Below are 16,030 nucleotides of genomic sequence, written 5' to 3' on the forward strand. Positions count from 1 at the left end.
CGTGTCCTTCGATGAGGGGGTGGGATGGATGCCGGTCACGCGGATTCGACGAGGAACCGCGTGTAGGCAGGGATGGTCAGGAAGGCGGGGAAGTCCTCCTCGAGCGCGACGCTGCGGAAGACGTCGGCGGCGTCGTCGAATCGGTCACCGTCGTGGCGGGGGGCCTCGCCCAGCACCTCGTCGATGAGTCCCTCGATGTACTCGCGCGTGATCGCGGTGCCGTCGGCGGTGCGACGATCCTGATGGATCCACTGCCACACCTGCGAGCGGCTGATCTCGGCGGTCGCGGCATCCTCCATCAGGTTGTCGATCGCGACGGCGCCCAGGCCCCGCAGCCACGCCTCGATGTAGCGGATGGCGACCGAGACGTTGCCGCGCACGCCGTCGGCGGTGATGGGGCTGCCGATGTGGCAATCGATGAGCTGATCCGCGCTCACCTGCACGTCGGGGCGCAGCCGGTCGACCTGGTTGGGGCGCTCGCCGAGCACCGCATCGAACTCGGCGCGCGCGACCGGGATCAGGTCGGGGTGGGCGACCCAGGTGCCGTCGAAGCCGTCGCCGGCCTCGCGCTTCTTGTCGGCCGCGACCTTCTCGAACGCCTGCGCCGTCACCTCGGGGTCGCGGCGGTTCGGGATGAACGCGCTCATGCCGCCGATCGCGAAGGCGCCGCGCTTGTGGCACGTCTGCACGAGCAGTTCGGTGTAGGCCCGCATGAACGGCACCGTCATGGTGACCTGGCTGCGGTCGGGCAGCACGAAGCGGGCGCCACGGCCGCGGTAGTTCTTGATCATCGAGAAGATGTAGTCCCAGCGGCCCGCGTTCAGACCGGCGACGTGGTCGCGCAGCTCGAACAGGATCTCCTCCATCTCGAACGCGGCCGGGAGCGTCTCGATGAGCACGGTCGCGCGGATCGTGCCGTGCGGGATGCCGATGTACTCCTCGCTGAAGGTGAACACGTCGTCCCACAGCCCGGCTTCTTCGGCGGACTCGATCTTGGGCAGGTAGAAGTACGGACCGCGGCCGGCGTCGATGAGCGCCTGCGCGTTGTGGAAGAAGTACAGGCCGTAGTCCACGAGCGAGCCGGATGCCGCCATCGTGCGGCCGTGGCGGTCGGTGAAGCGCAGGTGCTCCTCGACGAGGTGCCAGCCGCGCGGGCGCATCACGATCGTCGGCGTCTCGGTCGCGGTGACCGCGTACTGCTTGCCCTCGGCGCTCGTGTGCGTCAACTGTCCGCGGATCGCGTCGAACAGCGAGAGCTGGCCCTCGATCACGTTGCGCCACGTCGGGCTCGTCGCGTCCTCCTGGTCGGCGAGCCACACCTTCGCGCCCGAGTTGAGGGCGTTGATCGTCATCTTGGGGTCGGTCGGGCCGGTGATCTCCACGCGGCGGTCCTCGAGTCCCGGACCCGCGCCGGCCACGCGCCAGTCGGCGTCGTCGCGGATGTGGGCGGTGTCGCTGCGGAACTGCGGGTCGTGTCCGTTGCCGATCTCGAAGCGGCGCCGCATCCGGGCGGCGAGGCGGTCGTGCCGGCGGCCGGCGAAGCGGACGTGCAGCTCGGTGAGGAAGGCGAGGGCCTCGGCGGTGAGGATCTCCTCGTAGCGCTCGCGGACCGGGCCGGCGATCTCGATGCGCGGCTCCGCGGTGGGGATCGGTCCGGTGGTGGGGCGGAGGGTGGGCGCGATGCCCATGGTCGAAAGCGACATGATCGTGCCTTTCAGTGGATGCTCGTCCGCTCGGAGCGGCTGGTCGTGGTGACCACTCTGCGAGAAGAATCGCCCGCGAACCGACGATTTCGGATGTGAAGATTGACTGAACTTCACGCTTCGTGACAGACTCCGGGTCATGACGAACGTCGATGTTCTGAAAACCTCAGGTTCGGACGAGGCAGACGCCGCCGCCGACGCGCTCACGATCGGTCGCCGCATCCGTCAGCTGCGCACCGCGAAGGGACTGACGCTCGACGAACTCGCCGCCGCCGTCGGACGCGCACCGAGCCAGCTCTCGATGATCGAGACGGGCAAGCGCGAACCCCGACTCACCCTGCTGCAGGCCATCGCCCGCGCGCTCGGGACGAACCTCGACGCGCTCCTGGAAGCCGACCCGCTCGACGAGCGCGCGACGCTCGAGATCGCCCTGGAGCGCGCCATGAAGGGCGGCACCTTCCAGGCGCTCGGGATCGCGCCGTTCCGCATCGGCAAGACCGTGCCCGACGAGGCGCTGAAGGCCATGATCGCGCTGCAGGGCGAGATCGAGCGGCTGCGCGACGAGCGTTCCGCCACCCCGGAGGAGGCGCGACGCGCGAACGTCGACCTCCGCCACCTCATGCGCCGGCAGGACAACCACTTCGCCGAACTCGAACAGCAGGCCGCCGACATCCTCGCCGCCGTCGAGCACCCCGGGGGTCCGGTCACGCAGCGCACCGCGAGCGACATCGCCGCACACCTGGGCTTCTCGCTGCACTACGTGCCCGACCTGCCGGCATCCACCCGCAGCGTCGCCGACATCAAGAACGGCCGGCTCTACCTCTCCAGCACCGTGCCGGCACGCGGCGACTCCCGCACCGCCGTGCTGCAGGCCCTCGCCAGCCGCATCCTGGGCCACGCCGAGCCCCGCTCGTATGCGGAGTTCCTGCGCCAGCGCGTGGAGACGAACTACCTCACGGGGGCGATCCTCGTGCCCGAGCAGCACGCGGCGCCGTTCCTGCAGGACGCCAAGGCGCGCCGCGCGATCTCGATCGAAGACCTGCGCGACGCGTACTCCGTCAGTTACGAGACCGCCGCGCACCGCTTCACGAACCTCGCGACCCGGCACCTCGACATCCGGGTGCACTTCCTCAAGGTGCACGAGTCGGGCACCATCACGAAGGCGTACGAGAACGACGACGTGAACTTCCCCGCCGACCGCCTCGGGGCCATCGAGGGACAGCTGTGCTGCCGCCGCTGGACGAGCCGCGTCGTCTTCGACATCCCCGACAAGTTCAACCCCTACTTCCAGTACACCGACACCGGCAACGGCACGTACTGGTGCACCGCGCGCGTCGAGCCCTCGAGCGAGGGGGCCCACTCGGTCAGCGTCGGGGTGCGCTTCGACGACACGAAGTGGTTCATCGGCCGCGAGACGCAGAACCGCGGCACGTCGCGCCACGCCGTCGAGGTGTGCTGCCGTCGCGCGCCCGCCGAATTGGAGACCCAGTGGCGGGAGCAGGCGTGGCCGAACGTGCGCACGCCGCGCACGCTGCTGGCGACCCTGCCGACGGGGGCGTTCCCCGGTGTCGACACGACCGACCTCTACGAGTTCCTCGAGGCACACGCGCCCGCGCAGTGACGCGCGCGTCGCCCGAGCGGCGGTGAGGGAAGGCTGTCCGTGCTGGCGGTCGCCCTGCCTGCGGCCTACCGTGAGCCCATGACCCATGCCTCCGCCGCGGGCGATCGCCCCGAACCCCACGCGACGGGGCTCGCGCAGCGGCTCAACGGCCTGCGCGCCGGCGTCCTCGGCGCCAATGACGGCATCGTCTCGACCGCGGCCGTCGTCGTCGGCGTCGCGGGCGCGACTCCCGAGGTGATGCCGGTGCTCCTCGCGGGGTCGGCGGCGCTCGTCGGCGGGGCGATCTCGATGGCCCTCGGGGAGTACGTCTCGGTGTCGAGTCAGCGCGACACCGAGCATGCGCTCATCGAGAAGGAGCGCTCCGAGCTCGCGGACGACCCGGACGGCGAGCTCGACGAGCTCATCGACCTCTACGAGCAGCGCGGGCTCACCCGGCAGACGGCGACCGCCGTCGCGACCGAGCTGACCGCCTCCGACGCGCTGCGGGCGCACCTCGCGGTCGAGCTCAACATCGACCAGGACGACGTCGTGAGCCCCTGGCACGCGGCGGCGGCGTCGGCGGTCGCGTTCTTCGTGGGGGCGCTCCTGCCGATGGCGACGATCCTGCTGCTGCCGCATCCCGCGCGCATCGTCGCGACGTTCGCGGCCGTGCTCGTCGCGCTCGCGATCACCGGGTACGTGGCCGCGTGGATCGGCGGGGCGCGGCGCGGGCGCGCGATCACCCGCACCGTCGTGGGCGGGGCGATCGCGCTCGGGGCGACGTTCCTGGTCGGCACGCTCTTCGGCACGACCATCGGCTGATCCGCCCCGAGCGGTCAGCGCGCCGCGATCAGGGCGGCCCACAGCTCGGCGCGCGCGGGGAACGCGGCGAGATCCACGCCGAGGAGCGTCTGCGCCTGGGACACGCGGGCGCGGACGGTGTGCCGGTGCACGCCGAGCGCGGCGGCCGCGGCGTCGATGCGCGCATCGTGCTGAAGCCAGACGCGCACCGTCTCGACCAGGGCGGTGCCGTGCGCGGCATCGTGGTCGCGCAGCGGCCGCAGGTGGGCGTCGGCGCGCGCGCGGGCGTCGGCGGTGTCGAGACTCGCGAGCACGCCCGTCGCCGCGACGTCGTCGAAGTCCACGGCCTCGCCGGACGTGGAGCGGCGCAGCGCGGCGACCGCCTGGGCGTGCGCGGCATCGAGCGCCGAGTACGGTGCCGCACGTGACACGCCGACCTCCGCGTCGAACAGCGTCGCGAGAATGCGCGGGACGACCGATCCCTCGCTGCTGATCACGACGAGTCCCTCCGGTCCGCGGCCGTGGAACACCGTGCCGCGCGCCTCGGCCGCCTGCAGCTCGAGCCATCCGGACGCCGCATCGCTGCGCGTCGACGGCACGCGGGCCACGGACACGGTGACGGGGGCCGTGGGAAGCGCGCCCCACACCTCACGGGCGACGCGGCGCGCGAGGGCCGGTTCGCCCGTGAGGAGGCTCTGCACGAGCGCGGCGCGCAGCGCGGCGTACGCCCGATCGAGTCCCACGTTCTGCTCCAGGGCGAGTCCCGCCATGGCGATGACCGAGGTCACGACGCCGCGCCCCTCGAGATCGAGGCCGCCGCCCGCGATGACGATCGCCCCGCGCAGATGTCCGCCGCGTCCGAGGGTCTGCAGGGTGAAGCGGATGCCGCCTCGTTCGAGCGTCGAGCCGGCACGGGCACCGCGGCGCAGCACCGTGCCGACCTCCTCGCCGACGGCGGCGAGCATCTCCGGCGGGAGTGCGCCGGCCTGGTGCGTCCGCATGCCCGCCGCGTCGTAGAGGCCCACCCAGGTCTCGAGCTGCTTGGCGAGCTCGGCGACGGTGGCGCTGAGCCCGTCGGGGCGCAGCGCCGCGAGCGACAGGGCGCGCTGCGCCGACAAGGCCCACGTGCGCCGGGCGAAGGCCTCCGCGGCGATCGCCTCGGCGTTGGCGCGCGCGAGCGCGATGAACGGCGTCCGGTACGGCACCTCGAACAGCGGCATCCGCGTGTCCCGGCACGCAGCCAGCAGGGCCGGCGGGATGCCGTCGCGCACCACTTCGGTGCCGAACCCGAGCCCGCGCACCCCGCGCTGGCGCAGCCGCTCCACGTACCCGGTGTGCTCCGCGTCGGCGGCGCCGTCGAACTGCGTGCCGGTCGTCAGCAGCAGCAGGTCGTCGGCGAGGAACGGGGTCGGATCGGCGAGGTCGGAGCTGTGCACCCAGCGCAGCGGCGCGTCGAGGGCGCCCTCCGTCAGGTCGCTCTCGGGCAGCGCGAGGGTCAAGCCGAGGTCGCGGCGCGTCAGCAGTGAGCGCAGCGTGGGGGCGGGGTCGGTCATCGGGTCCTCCGCCTCGAACATATCCGGTCGCGGTGTACGCGACGTACATGGGCGGAGGCAGAACAGACGCGACGCACAGTGACCGCACCGCGCGGTCGCTCGTACGATCGCGGCATGAGCCTCGCCCCCGTCACCGTTCCCCTCGGCGGCCCCACCCTCCCGCAGGAGCGCCGCATCGTCACCCCGATCCCGGGTCCGCGCTCGCAGGAGCTGCTCGAGCGCAAGGCGGCCGCCGTCGCGGCGGGCGTCGGCCACACCGTGCCGATCGAGGCCGTGGCCGCGGGTGGCGGCGTCGTCGTCGACGCCGACGGCAACTCGCTCATCGACCTGGGCTCCGGCATCGCGGTCACGACGGTCGGCAGCGCCCACCCGCGGGTGGCCGAGGCCGTCGCGGCCCAGGCGGCGCAGTTCACCCACACGTGCTTCATGATCTCGCCGTACGAGTCGTACGTCGCCGTCGCCGAGGCGCTCAACCGGCTGACCCCGGGCGACCACGCCAAGAAGTCGGCGCTGTTCAACTCCGGCGCCGAGGCGGTCGAGAACGCGGTGAAGATCGCGCGCAAGTACACGAAGAAGCAGGCGGTCGTCGCGTTCGACCACGGGTACCACGGCCGCACCAACCTCACGATGGCCCTCACCGCCAAGGCGATGCCGTACAAGTCGGGCTTCGGCCCGTTCGCCTCCGAGATCTACCGCGCGCCGATGTCGTACCCCCTCCGCGACGGCCTGTCCGGCCCGGATGCCGCCGCTCGCGCGATCTCGATCATCGAGAAGCAGGTGGGCGCCGAGAACCTCGCCGCCGTGGTCATCGAGCCGATCCAGGGCGAGGGCGGCTTCATCGTGCCCGCCGACGGCTTCCTGCCGGCGATCGCCGACTGGTGCCGCGCGAACGACGTCGTCTTCATCGCCGATGAGGTGCAGTCCGGATTCGGCCGCACCGGCGCGATGTTCGCGAGCGAGCTGTTCGGCGTCGTCCCCGACCTCATCACGACCGCGAAGGGGATCGCCGGCGGGATGCCGCTGGCCGCCGTGACCGGTCGCGCCGAGATCATGGACGCGTCGCACACCGGCGGTCTCGGCGGCACGTACGGCGGCAACCCGGTCGCCTGCGCGGCGGCGCTGGCCGCCATCGACGCGCTCGAGAACGACGGGCTGCTGGAGCGCGCCCGTGCGATCGGCGCGCTGCTGCGGGGCCGGCTCGAAGCGCTGCAGGCGGGGGACGCGCGCATCGGCGACGTCCGCGGACACGGCGCGATGATCGCCGCCGAGTTCGTCGACCCGGCCACCGGCGCCCCGGATGCCGCCCTCACCGCGGCCGTCGCGAAGGCCGCGATCGCCGAGGGCGTCATCGTGCTCACGTGCGGCACCTACGGCAACGTCATCCGCTTCCTGCCGCCGCTCACGATCGGCGACGACCTGCTCGGCGAGGGCATCGACGTCGTCGCCGCCGCACTCGCCGCCGCCTGAGCCGCGACCCGAACCCCGAAACACTGCGAAGGAGCATCATGGCCGATCTGACACGGGATGTCGTCGTCATCGGAGCGGGGGCCGCCGGGCTCACCGCGGCGACCGAGGTGAAGAAGGCCGGGCTCTCGGTCGCGGTGCTCGAGGCGCGTGACCGCGTCGGCGGGCGGCTGTGGACCGACACGATCGAGGGCGCCATGCTCGAGATCGGCGGGCAGTGGGTCTCGCCCGACCAGGACGCGCTCAAGGAGACGATCGCCGAGCTGGGACTCGAGACCTACAGCCGCTACCGCGAGGGCGACTCGGTGTACGTCGGCCCCGACGGCACGCTCCACCGCTTCACGGGCGAGATGTTCCCCGTCGCCCCCGAGACCGAGAAGACGATCGCCGAGATCACCGAGCGCCTCGATGCGATGGTCGCCGAGATCGACCCCGACGCGCCCTGGGCGCACCCGCGGGCCGCGGAGTGGGACGAGGTCTCGTGGGACGCGTGGCTGCGGGCCCAGACCGACGACGACGAGGCCGTGCGCAACCTCGCCTTCGCCACCGGCTCGGCGATGCTCACCAAGCCCACCCACGCGTTCTCGCTGCTGCAGTCGCTGCTGATGGCGGCATCCGCGGGCAGCTACTCGAACCTCGTCGACGCCGACTTCATCCTCGACAAGCGCGTCGTCGGCGGACTGCAGCAGGTGCCGCTGCTGCTGGCCGAACGCCTGGGCGACGACGTGTTCCTCGGTCAGCCGGTGCGCACGATCGAGTGGTCGGACGCCGGAGCCACCGTGATCTCGGACGGCATGACGGTGCACGCGCGCCACGTCGTGCTGGCCCTCGCGCCGGTGCTCTACAACCGGATCTCGTTCGTGCCGGCGCTGCCGCGCCTGCAGCACCAGATGCACCAGCACATCTCGATGGGCTTCGTCATCAAGGTGCATGCCGTCTACGACCGACCGTTCTGGCGCGAGCAGGGACTGTCGGGCACCGCGTTCAGCCCGTACGAGCTGTGCCACGAGGCCTACGACAACACCAACCACGGCGACGAGCGCGGAACGCTCGTCGGATTCGTCAGCGACCGCAACGCCGACGACCTGTTCCGCCTGAGCGCCGAGGAGCGCAAGGAGCGCATCCTCGAGTCGCTCGCGCACTACTACGGGCCCGAGGCGAAGAACCCCGCGGTGTACTACGAGAGCGACTGGGGCAGCGAGGAGTGGACCCGCGGCGCCTACGCCGCGAGCTTCGACCTCGGCGGCCTGCACCGCTACGGCGCCGACCTGCGCACCCCCGTCGGGCCGATTTCGTTCGCGTGCAGCGATATGGCCGGCGCCGGCTACCAGCACGTCGACGGCGCGATCCGCATGGGGCGCTTCGCCGCCGCCGGCATCCTCGACCGGGCGCGCGGATGAGCACCCTGCCGGCGGGGCGCCGGGTCGTCGTCGGCTACTCGGCGACGAAGGCGGGACGCGACGCGCTGGCGTTCGCGGCCCGCCTCGCGCGCGCCACGGGCGCGGTGCTCGACGTCACGGTGATCCTCCCGGGCGGGGGCCGCAGCGTCATCACCCCGCACGACCCGTCGTACACCGAGTACCTGCGCGAGCAGGCGCAGCGCTGGATCGCGAAGGCGATCGACCGCGTGCCCGGAGACGTCACCGCCCACGCGCACGTGCGGCAGGCCGACTCGTTCGCCGAAGGGCTCATCGAGGTCGCCGACGCCCTCGACGCGCGCTGCATCGTGGTCGGTGCCGCCGACGGCGCCTCGCGTGGCCAGCACCGGCTCGGCGCGACCACGAGCGAACTGCTGCACTCCTCCGACGTGCCGGTCGTGCTCGTTCCGCGCGGCGCACGCAAGATCCCCGCATCCGCCGGCATCAGCCGTGTCACCGTCGGCATCGGGGTGCGCCCCGGCGCCGACGCGCTGCTGACCGACACGCGCTCACTCGCCGATGCCACGGGAGCGCCCATCCGGCTGCTCTCGCTGCTGCCCGTCGACGTGCCCGTCGGCGCCGACACCGGCACGATCCGCCTCGCCGCGACCACGGAGATCGCCGAGGTGCTCGCCGCCGCGCGCGCGACGCTGCCCGACGACCTCGACGCCGAGGTCGTCACCGCCGAGGGTGAGACCATCGACGACGCCCTCGCACGGCTCGACTGGCAGGCCGGCGAAGTGCTCCTGGTCGGGTCGAGCCGGCTCGCCCAGCCCAAGCGCCTCTTCCTCGGCTCGACCGCCGCGAAGATGCTGCGTCGCGTGCCGGTCCCCGTGATCGTCGTGCCCCGCACCCGCACGATCGGAGGTGTCCGATGAGCGCTCCCGAGACCGCCCCCGTCGCCGATCGGGCCGAGACCGGCGGCCTGTCGAAGAAGGGCCTCGGCGCCGGCACCGTGGGCCTGCTCGGCGCGATCGTCATCGGCATCTCCTGCATCGCCCCGGCGTACACCTTCACCGCCGCCGTCGGCCCGACGGCATCCGCGGTCGGATCGCAGATCCCCGCCGTCATCCTCGTCGGCTTCATCCCGATGCTGCTCGTGGCCTTCGGCTACCGCGAGCTCAACAGTCGCATGCCGGATGCCGGCACCAGCTTCACCTGGGCGGCGCGCGCGTTCGGACCGTGGATCGGCTGGATGGCCGGCTGGGGCCTGGTGGTCGCGACGGTGCTCGTGCTCTCCAACCTGGCCGGGGTCGCCGTCGACTTCCTGTTCCTGCTCATCTCGCAGCTCACCGGCAACGCCGACATCGCCGCCCTCGCGGGAGAGACGTGGATCAACGTCGGCGTGTGCCTGCTGTTCATGCTGGGCGCGACGTTCGTCTCGTACCGCGACATGCAGACCACCCAGCGCCTGCAGTACGTGCTGGTGACCTTCCAGCTGCTCGTGCTCGTCTTCTTCGCCGTCGCGGCGATCGTCGAGGCCGTCTCGGGCGACGGTTTCGACTACACGCCGTTCTCGCTCGAATGGTTCAACCCTTTCGCCGTGGAATCGTTCGGGGCGCTCGTGGCGGGGCTGTCGCTGTCGATCTTCATCTTCTGGGGGTGGGATGTCACCCTCACGATGAACGAGGAGACCACCGACCCCGAGCGCACCCCGGGCCGGGCGGCCACCGTCACGGTGCTCACGATCGTCTCGCTCTACCTGCTGCTGGCGGTCGCGATGATCATGTACGCCGGCGTCGGCACCGGCGACCTGGGCCTGGGCAACGGCGAGATCCAGGAGAACGTGTTCTTCCACCTGTCCGGGCCCGTGCTCGGTCCGCTCGCGTTCCTCGTCTCCCTCGCCGTGCTCACCAGTTCCGCGTCGTCGCTGCAGTCGACCTTCGTCGGACCGGCCCGCACGCTGCTCGCGATGGGGCACTACGGCGCGCTGCCGCGCACCTTCGCCCACGTCAGCCCGCGCTTCTTCACCCCCGGCTTCGCGACGGTGATCTCGGCCGTGGTCGCCTCGGCGTTCTACGCCGTGATGCGCGTGGTCAGCGAGAACACCCTGTGGGACACGATCCTCACTCTCGGGATGATGATCTGCTTCTACTACGGCATCACCGCGTTCGCGTGCGTCTGGTACTTCCGCCGCCAGTGGTTCGACTCGGTGCGCAACGCCTTCTTCACGCTGCTGTTCCCGCTCCTGGGCGGGATCATCCTCGCGATCCTGTTCGTGACGACCCTCATCGACTCGATGGACCCGGCCTACGGCTCGGGCGCCGAGGTCGGGGGAGTGGGCATCGTGTTCGTGCTCGGCATCGGCATCATCGTCGTCGGCGTCGTGCTCATGTTCCTGCAGTACTTCCGCGCCCCCGCGTTCTTCCGGGGTGCGACCCTGTCGAAAGACGCCCCCGCCAGTCTGAGAAAGAAGGCCGCCCGATGACCACCGCCCCCGTCGCCGCCCGCGAGCAGGAGCTCCTCGACACCGTGCCGACCGGCCTGCTGATCGGCGGGCAGTGGCAGGACGGTGCCGCAGGCACCTTCCCGGTGCGCGACCCCGCCACCGGCGAGGTGCTCGCCCGGATCGCCGACGCATCGCCGGAGGACGGCATCCGCGCCCTCGACGCCGCCGTCGCCGCGCAGGAGGAGTGGGCGGCGACCCCGCCGCGGCGCCGGTCCGACATCCTGCGGCGGGCGTTCGACCTGCTGCAGGAGCGCAAGGAGGAGTTCGCGCTTCTGATGACCCTCGAGATGGGCAAGCCCCTGGCCGAGGCGCGCGGCGAGGTCGCCTACGGCGGCGAGTTCCTGCGCTGGTTCAGCGAGGAGGCGGTGCGCATCTCGGGCCGCTACGGGCTCACCCCCGAGGGCACCGGTCGCATGATCGTCTCGCAGCGCCCCGTCGGTCCCTGCTACTTCATCACCCCGTGGAACTTCCCGCTCGCGATGGCGACCCGCAAGATCGCCCCCGCTCTCGCCGCCGGCTGCACCGTCGTCGTCAAGCCCGCGGAACTCACCCCGCTGACGACGTTGCTGTTCGCGCAGCTGCTCATCGACGCGGGCCTGCCGGCGGGCGTGGTCAACGTCGTGACCACGACCCACTCCGGTGCGCTGTCCGAGCCGATCATCGCCGATCCGCGCCTGCGCAAGCTCTCCTTCACCGGATCGACACCGGTGGGCCAGAAGCTCATCGCCCAGGCGGCGCAGGGGGTGCTGCGGGTGTCGATGGAGCTCGGCGGCAACGCACCGTTCGTCGTCTTCGACGACGCCGACCTCGACAAGGCCGTCGACGGTGCCATGCTCGCGAAGTTCCGCAACATCGGGCAGGCGTGCACCGCCGCGAACCGGTTCATCGTGCACGCCTCGGTCGCCGAAGAGTTCGCGGCCCGGCTCACCGACCGCGTCTCGGCGATGAACGTCGGCCGCGGCACCGACGACGACGTGCAGATCGGTCCGCTCATCGACGACCGTGCCGTCGCGAAGGCCGACGAACTGGTGACGGATGCCGTCTCCCGCGGCGCCCGTGTGCGCACCGGCGCGCGTGCCCTGGACGGTGCCGGGTCGTTCTATGCGCCCACGGTCATCGACCGGGTCGCCGCCGGCAGCGACATCCTCCGCGAGGAGATCTTCGGCCCGGTGCTGGCCATCGCCACCTTCGACGACGAGGACGAGGCGGTGCGCCTGGCCAACGACACCGAGTACGGTCTCGTGTCCTACGTGTTCACCGAGGACCTCGCCCGCGGACACCGCATGATCGACCGCCTCGAGACCGGCATGATGGGGCTCAACGTCGGCGTCGTCTCCAACGCGGCCGCGCCCTTCGGCGGCGTCAAGCAGTCCGGCGTCGGCCGTGAGGGCGGCCTCGAGGGCATCCACGAATTCCTCGAGACCAAGTACACCCTCCTCCCGGTCGGCTGACCGCCGCCCGACCACCGACAGACGAAGCACGAGAACGGAGCCTCCATGACCGACTACGCCGTCACCGATCCCGCCACCGGCATCACGCACGCCACCTACCCGGTGGCCACCGCCGACGAGCTCGAGGCCGACCTCGCCGCCGCCGACGCCGCCGCGCGCGGCTGGGGGCGCACCTCGACCCCCGCCGAGCGTGCCGCACTGCTGCGCCGCGTCGCCGAGCTGCACCGCGAGCGCCGCGACGAGCTCGCCGCGATCATCGTGCGGGAGATGGGCAAGACGCTCGCCGCCGCCGAGGGCGAGGTCGACTTCGCCGCCGACATCACCGAGTACTACGCCGACCACATCGACGAGATCACCGCCGACCAGCCCGTCGACATCGACGGCGACGGCACCGCCGTCATCCGCCGCGCGCCGCTGGGCGCGCTGCTGGGCGTCATGCCGTGGAACTTCCCGTACTACCAGGTGGCCCGCTTCGCCGCGCCGAACCTGGCGATCGGCAACACGATCCTGCTCAAGCACGCCCCGCAGTGCCCCGAGTCGGCCGCCGCCCTGGAGAAGATGTACACCGACGCGGGCTTCCCGGCCGGCGCCTACACCGACGTGCGGCTCACCAACGAGCAGGCAGCCGAGGTCATCGCCGACCGCCGCGTCCACGGCGTCTCGGTGACCGGGTCGGAGCGCGCCGGCGCCGCCGTCGCCGAGATCGCCGGACGCAATCTCAAGAAGGTGGCCCTCGAGCTGGGCGGATCCGACCCGTTCGTGCTGCTGTCCACCGACGACCTCGACGCGGTCGTGACCGCCGCCGTCGACGCGCGCCTGGACAACACCGGCCAGTCCTGCAACGCGGCCAAGCGCTTCATCGTCGTCGACGACCTGTACGAGCCGTTCCTCGAGAAGTTCACCGCCGCGATGACCGCCGCGACCGTCGGCGATCCGAACGACGCCGACACCGTGCTCGGCCCGCTGTCGTCGCTCACGGCCGCCGAGCGGCTGCAGGACCAGGTCGACCGCGCCGTCGAGGCCGGGGCGACGCTGGTCGCCGGCGGCGTGCGCGACGGCGCCTTCTTCCCGGGCACGGTGCTCACCGGCGTCACCGAGGACATGGACGCCTACCGCGAGGAGTTCTTCGGCCCCGTCGGCGTCGTCTACCGTGTGGCCGACGAGGACGAGGCGGTCGCCGTCGCCAACGGCACGCCGTTCGGCCTCGGCTCGTACGTGTTCACGACGGATGCCGCGCAGGCCGAGCGTGTGGCCGACCGCATCGATGCGGGCATGGTCTACGTCAATCTCGTCCTCGCCGACGAGCCGGGCCTGCCCTTCGGCGGCGTCAAGCGCAGCGGTACGGGCCGCGAGCTGGGCCTGCTGGGCGCCGACGAGTTCGTCAACAAGAAGCTCGTCCGCATCGGCGCCTGACGACGCGAAGGGGCGGATGCGGCACGGCCGGCATCCGCCCCTTCGCCGTGCACGCCGCGCGCGGGCTCAGTCCTTCTTGCGGAAGATGTCCAGCCCGGCGCGGGCGAACTGGCCCATCGTGGCGTCGGGGAGGAACGCGCCGGTCAGGGCGCGTCCGATGCGCGGGAAGTCGCTCGCATCGCGGTACAGCAGGTACATCGTCTCGTGGCGCGGGTTGAACTTCTGCTTGAACCGGTGAAGCGATTTGAAGCCGTAGACCGGCTCGAGCAGGTCGGCCAGTCGCGTGCTCAGCTGCGCGAAGATGTCGGCCTCGGGCGGGTACTCGTGCGTCAGCGGCGCGCCCGACAGCGACATGATCTGCGCCCCCTCGTCGCGGAACGCGGCGGCCGACATGCCGATGAGGAACTCCATGACCGGCGGGAACGTGCCGCCGTCGCGGCGGCGCATGAGGTCGAGGGTCCAGCCGCGGATGCCGCCCTCGCCGTAGATCGGCAGCCACGACAGGAAGCCCTCGACGTCGCCCTGGGTGGTGCGGGCGATCGCGATGCGTGCGGCGGGATCGGCGGCCTCATCGAGGGTGCCGAGCGTGAAGCGCATCTCGGGCAGGTCCTTGTCGCCCACCCATTGCCCCGAGATCGCGTCGAGCTGCGCCTGCACCCCCCACGGCTCGTCCTTCAACGTGCCGAGGTGGAACTCGATGTTCTCGCGCCCACCGCGGTTGATCGACGTACGCACCGAATTCCACCGCTTACCGGTGAACTCGAGCCCCGGCAGGTCGACGATCGTGTCGTCGGCGACGATGAGCGAGCTCCAGTCGTCGGGGAGCGCGGCGCGCGTCGCCTCGTTCGCGCTGAAGAACACGGGGGCCAGGCCCTGACGCTCCGCCATCTCGATGAACTCCCGCACCGAGGCGGCGCGGGACTCTTCGGGGCCGAGCGGATCGGCGAGCACGAGGGCGACGCCGGCGCGGCGCTGGTAGGCGACGATGCCATGCGTCGTGCGGGCGTAGGTCATGCCCGCCCACGTCGTCATCCACGACAGCGTGCCGCCGCCGTTCGCCTGGATCATCGCGACCGCGTCGTCGCGGTTCGGGACGGGGGAGAGGCCGAGCGTGCCCTTGCGGCGCCACCGGAACGCGTGGCGGATGACGATGAGGTAGACGAGGATGCCGAGCGCGAGCAGTCCCATCGCGATCTCGGTCGTCACCCCGAGCGCCTGCGAGTCCTCCGACAGCACGTTGTCGTCGACGACCAGGTACAGCACGAACAGCGCGAACGCGGCCAGCACGTTGATGCTCAGCATCACGATGGCCACGAGCCACGCCCATCGCCTGGCGAGGCGGATGCCGTTGGCCACGACGAGCACGATCACGAGGTTGAGGGCGTTGTCCCACGGATTCGAGTCCGCGATGTCGACCGTCGAGCCCACGGGACCGACGATCGGGAACAGGGCCGCGACGATCGAGATCGCGCCGAAGGCGAGCAGGGCGACGAACGCGATCAGCCGCTGCTCGCGGACCGTGGTGCGGCGCGGCTGGAAGCTGCGGTCCACGGCGAGGACGAGGGCGACCGCGAGGAGGTGCTCCACGTCGGCGAGATTGCCGATGAAGAGGAATCCGATGACGACGAGGCCGATGATCGCGAGCCACGCCCGCAGCTTCCACGGCGAGGGCAGACGGCCGGCCACCGCGGCGAGGCACGCGAACGCCCCACCCGAGGCGCCGACATCGAGCACCGTCACCATCTCCTGCGCCCACTCCCAGTCGGTGATGAACGCGGCGAGCCAGACGACGAGCGCGGTCGCCAGCACTGAGAAGAGCTGCCCGATACAGAAGTAGCCCAGGGCGACGCGCGCCCCCCAGCGGTACTCGAGCACGAGCATGCCGACGAGCCCCAGGATCATCGGCACGTACACCCACGGCGCATCGGCGAAGAATGTGCCCGTGACGGGCGTCCACCACCGTCCCTCCTCCAGGGCGGGCAGGCCGTACGCCCACGTGTCGAACGACGGGTTCTCGTTGAAGGGCGACCACAGTGCTCCGGACACCACACCGACCACGAGGATGACGACCACGAGCGTCCACGTCCACGCCGTGCGGCGCAGGAAGGCGAGCGCCCGCGACGGGCGGCGGGGCTCCGCGACCGGGGGCGCGGCGACGGCGTTCTCGGCCTCCATAGC

11 protein-coding genes are annotated in these 16,030 nt (G+C 71.6%); 8 read left to right on the forward strand and 3 right to left on the reverse strand.

The annotated features are described in order from the left end of the window. Positions 1 to 35 precede the first annotated feature (35 nt). A complete protein-coding gene (gene aceB / locus C7474_RS04145) occupies positions 36 to 1,703 on the reverse strand; it encodes a malate synthase A (RefSeq protein ID WP_422385775.1) in 1,668 nt (555 codons plus the stop codon). 139 nt (positions 1,704 to 1,842) lie between these two features. Here aceB and C7474_RS04150 point away from each other — a divergent pair, with 139 nt between their 5' ends. Further along, positions 1,843 to 3,324, forward strand: a complete 1,482-nt coding sequence (locus C7474_RS04150; protein ID WP_121057655.1) for a helix-turn-helix transcriptional regulator — start codon at positions 1,843 to 1,845, stop codon at positions 3,322 to 3,324. 78 nt (positions 3,325 to 3,402) lie between these two features. Beyond that, entirely contained in the window at positions 3,403 to 4,125 is a 723-nt protein-coding gene (locus C7474_RS04155; protein ID WP_121057656.1) for a VIT1/CCC1 transporter family protein, read from the forward strand. A 14-nt stretch (positions 4,126 to 4,139) separates the two neighbouring features. Here the strand turns inward: C7474_RS04155 and C7474_RS04160 are convergent, their stop codons facing one another. Then, the gene (locus C7474_RS04160; RefSeq protein ID WP_121057900.1) at positions 4,140 to 5,657 is read right to left on the reverse strand and encodes a helix-turn-helix domain-containing protein; all 1,518 of its coding nucleotides are present in this window, start codon (positions 5,655 to 5,657) and stop codon (positions 4,140 to 4,142) included. A 114-nt stretch (positions 5,658 to 5,771) separates the two neighbouring features. Here C7474_RS04160 and gabT point away from each other — a divergent pair, with 114 nt between their 5' ends. From gabT to C7474_RS04190, 6 genes are read left to right on the forward strand one after another with little or no spacing between them, the layout of a single operon-like run. After that, a complete protein-coding gene (gabT, locus tag C7474_RS04165) occupies positions 5,772 to 7,124 on the forward strand; it encodes a 4-aminobutyrate--2-oxoglutarate transaminase (RefSeq protein ID WP_121057657.1) in 1,353 nt (450 codons plus the stop codon). A 38-nt stretch (positions 7,125 to 7,162) separates the two neighbouring features. Continuing rightward, positions 7,163 to 8,521 (forward strand): flavin monoamine oxidase family protein, encoded by a 1,359-nt coding sequence (locus C7474_RS04170; RefSeq protein WP_121057658.1) that lies wholly within the window; start codon positions 7,163 to 7,165, stop codon positions 8,519 to 8,521. Then, on the forward strand, positions 8,518 to 9,417 hold the full coding sequence (locus C7474_RS04175) for a universal stress protein (RefSeq protein ID WP_121057659.1): 900 nt from the start codon (positions 8,518 to 8,520) through the stop codon (positions 9,415 to 9,417). The genes C7474_RS04170 and C7474_RS04175 overlap by 4 nt, the downstream gene beginning before the upstream one ends. Further along, positions 9,414 to 10,967: an APC family permease gene (locus C7474_RS04180; RefSeq protein ID WP_121057660.1), complete on the forward strand. Its 1,554-nt coding sequence runs from the start codon at positions 9,414 to 9,416 to the stop codon at positions 10,965 to 10,967. The genes C7474_RS04175 and C7474_RS04180 overlap by 4 nt, the downstream gene beginning before the upstream one ends. Continuing rightward, on the forward strand, positions 10,964 to 12,439 hold the full coding sequence (locus tag C7474_RS04185) for an NAD-dependent succinate-semialdehyde dehydrogenase (RefSeq protein ID WP_121057661.1): 1,476 nt from the start codon (positions 10,964 to 10,966) through the stop codon (positions 12,437 to 12,439). Before C7474_RS04180 ends, C7474_RS04185 begins: the two co-directional genes overlap by 4 nt. Before the next feature lie 45 nt (positions 12,440 to 12,484). Next, positions 12,485 to 13,852, forward strand: coding sequence for an NAD-dependent succinate-semialdehyde dehydrogenase (locus tag C7474_RS04190; RefSeq protein WP_121057662.1), 1,368 nt, complete (start codon positions 12,485 to 12,487; stop codon positions 13,850 to 13,852). Positions 13,853 to 13,918: 66 nt separating this feature from the next. On the opposite strand, the gene C7474_RS04195 is transcribed toward C7474_RS04190, so the two are convergent. Then, positions 13,919 to 16,027: a bifunctional lysylphosphatidylglycerol flippase/synthetase MprF gene (locus C7474_RS04195; protein WP_121057663.1), complete on the reverse strand. Its 2,109-nt coding sequence runs from the start codon at positions 16,025 to 16,027 to the stop codon at positions 13,919 to 13,921. Positions 16,028 to 16,030: the final 3 nt, after the last annotated feature.

The sequence above is a fragment of the Microbacterium telephonicum genome (genome assembly GCF_003651225.1).
Lineage (GTDB): Bacteria > Actinomycetota > Actinomycetes > Actinomycetales > Microbacteriaceae > Microbacterium > Microbacterium telephonicum.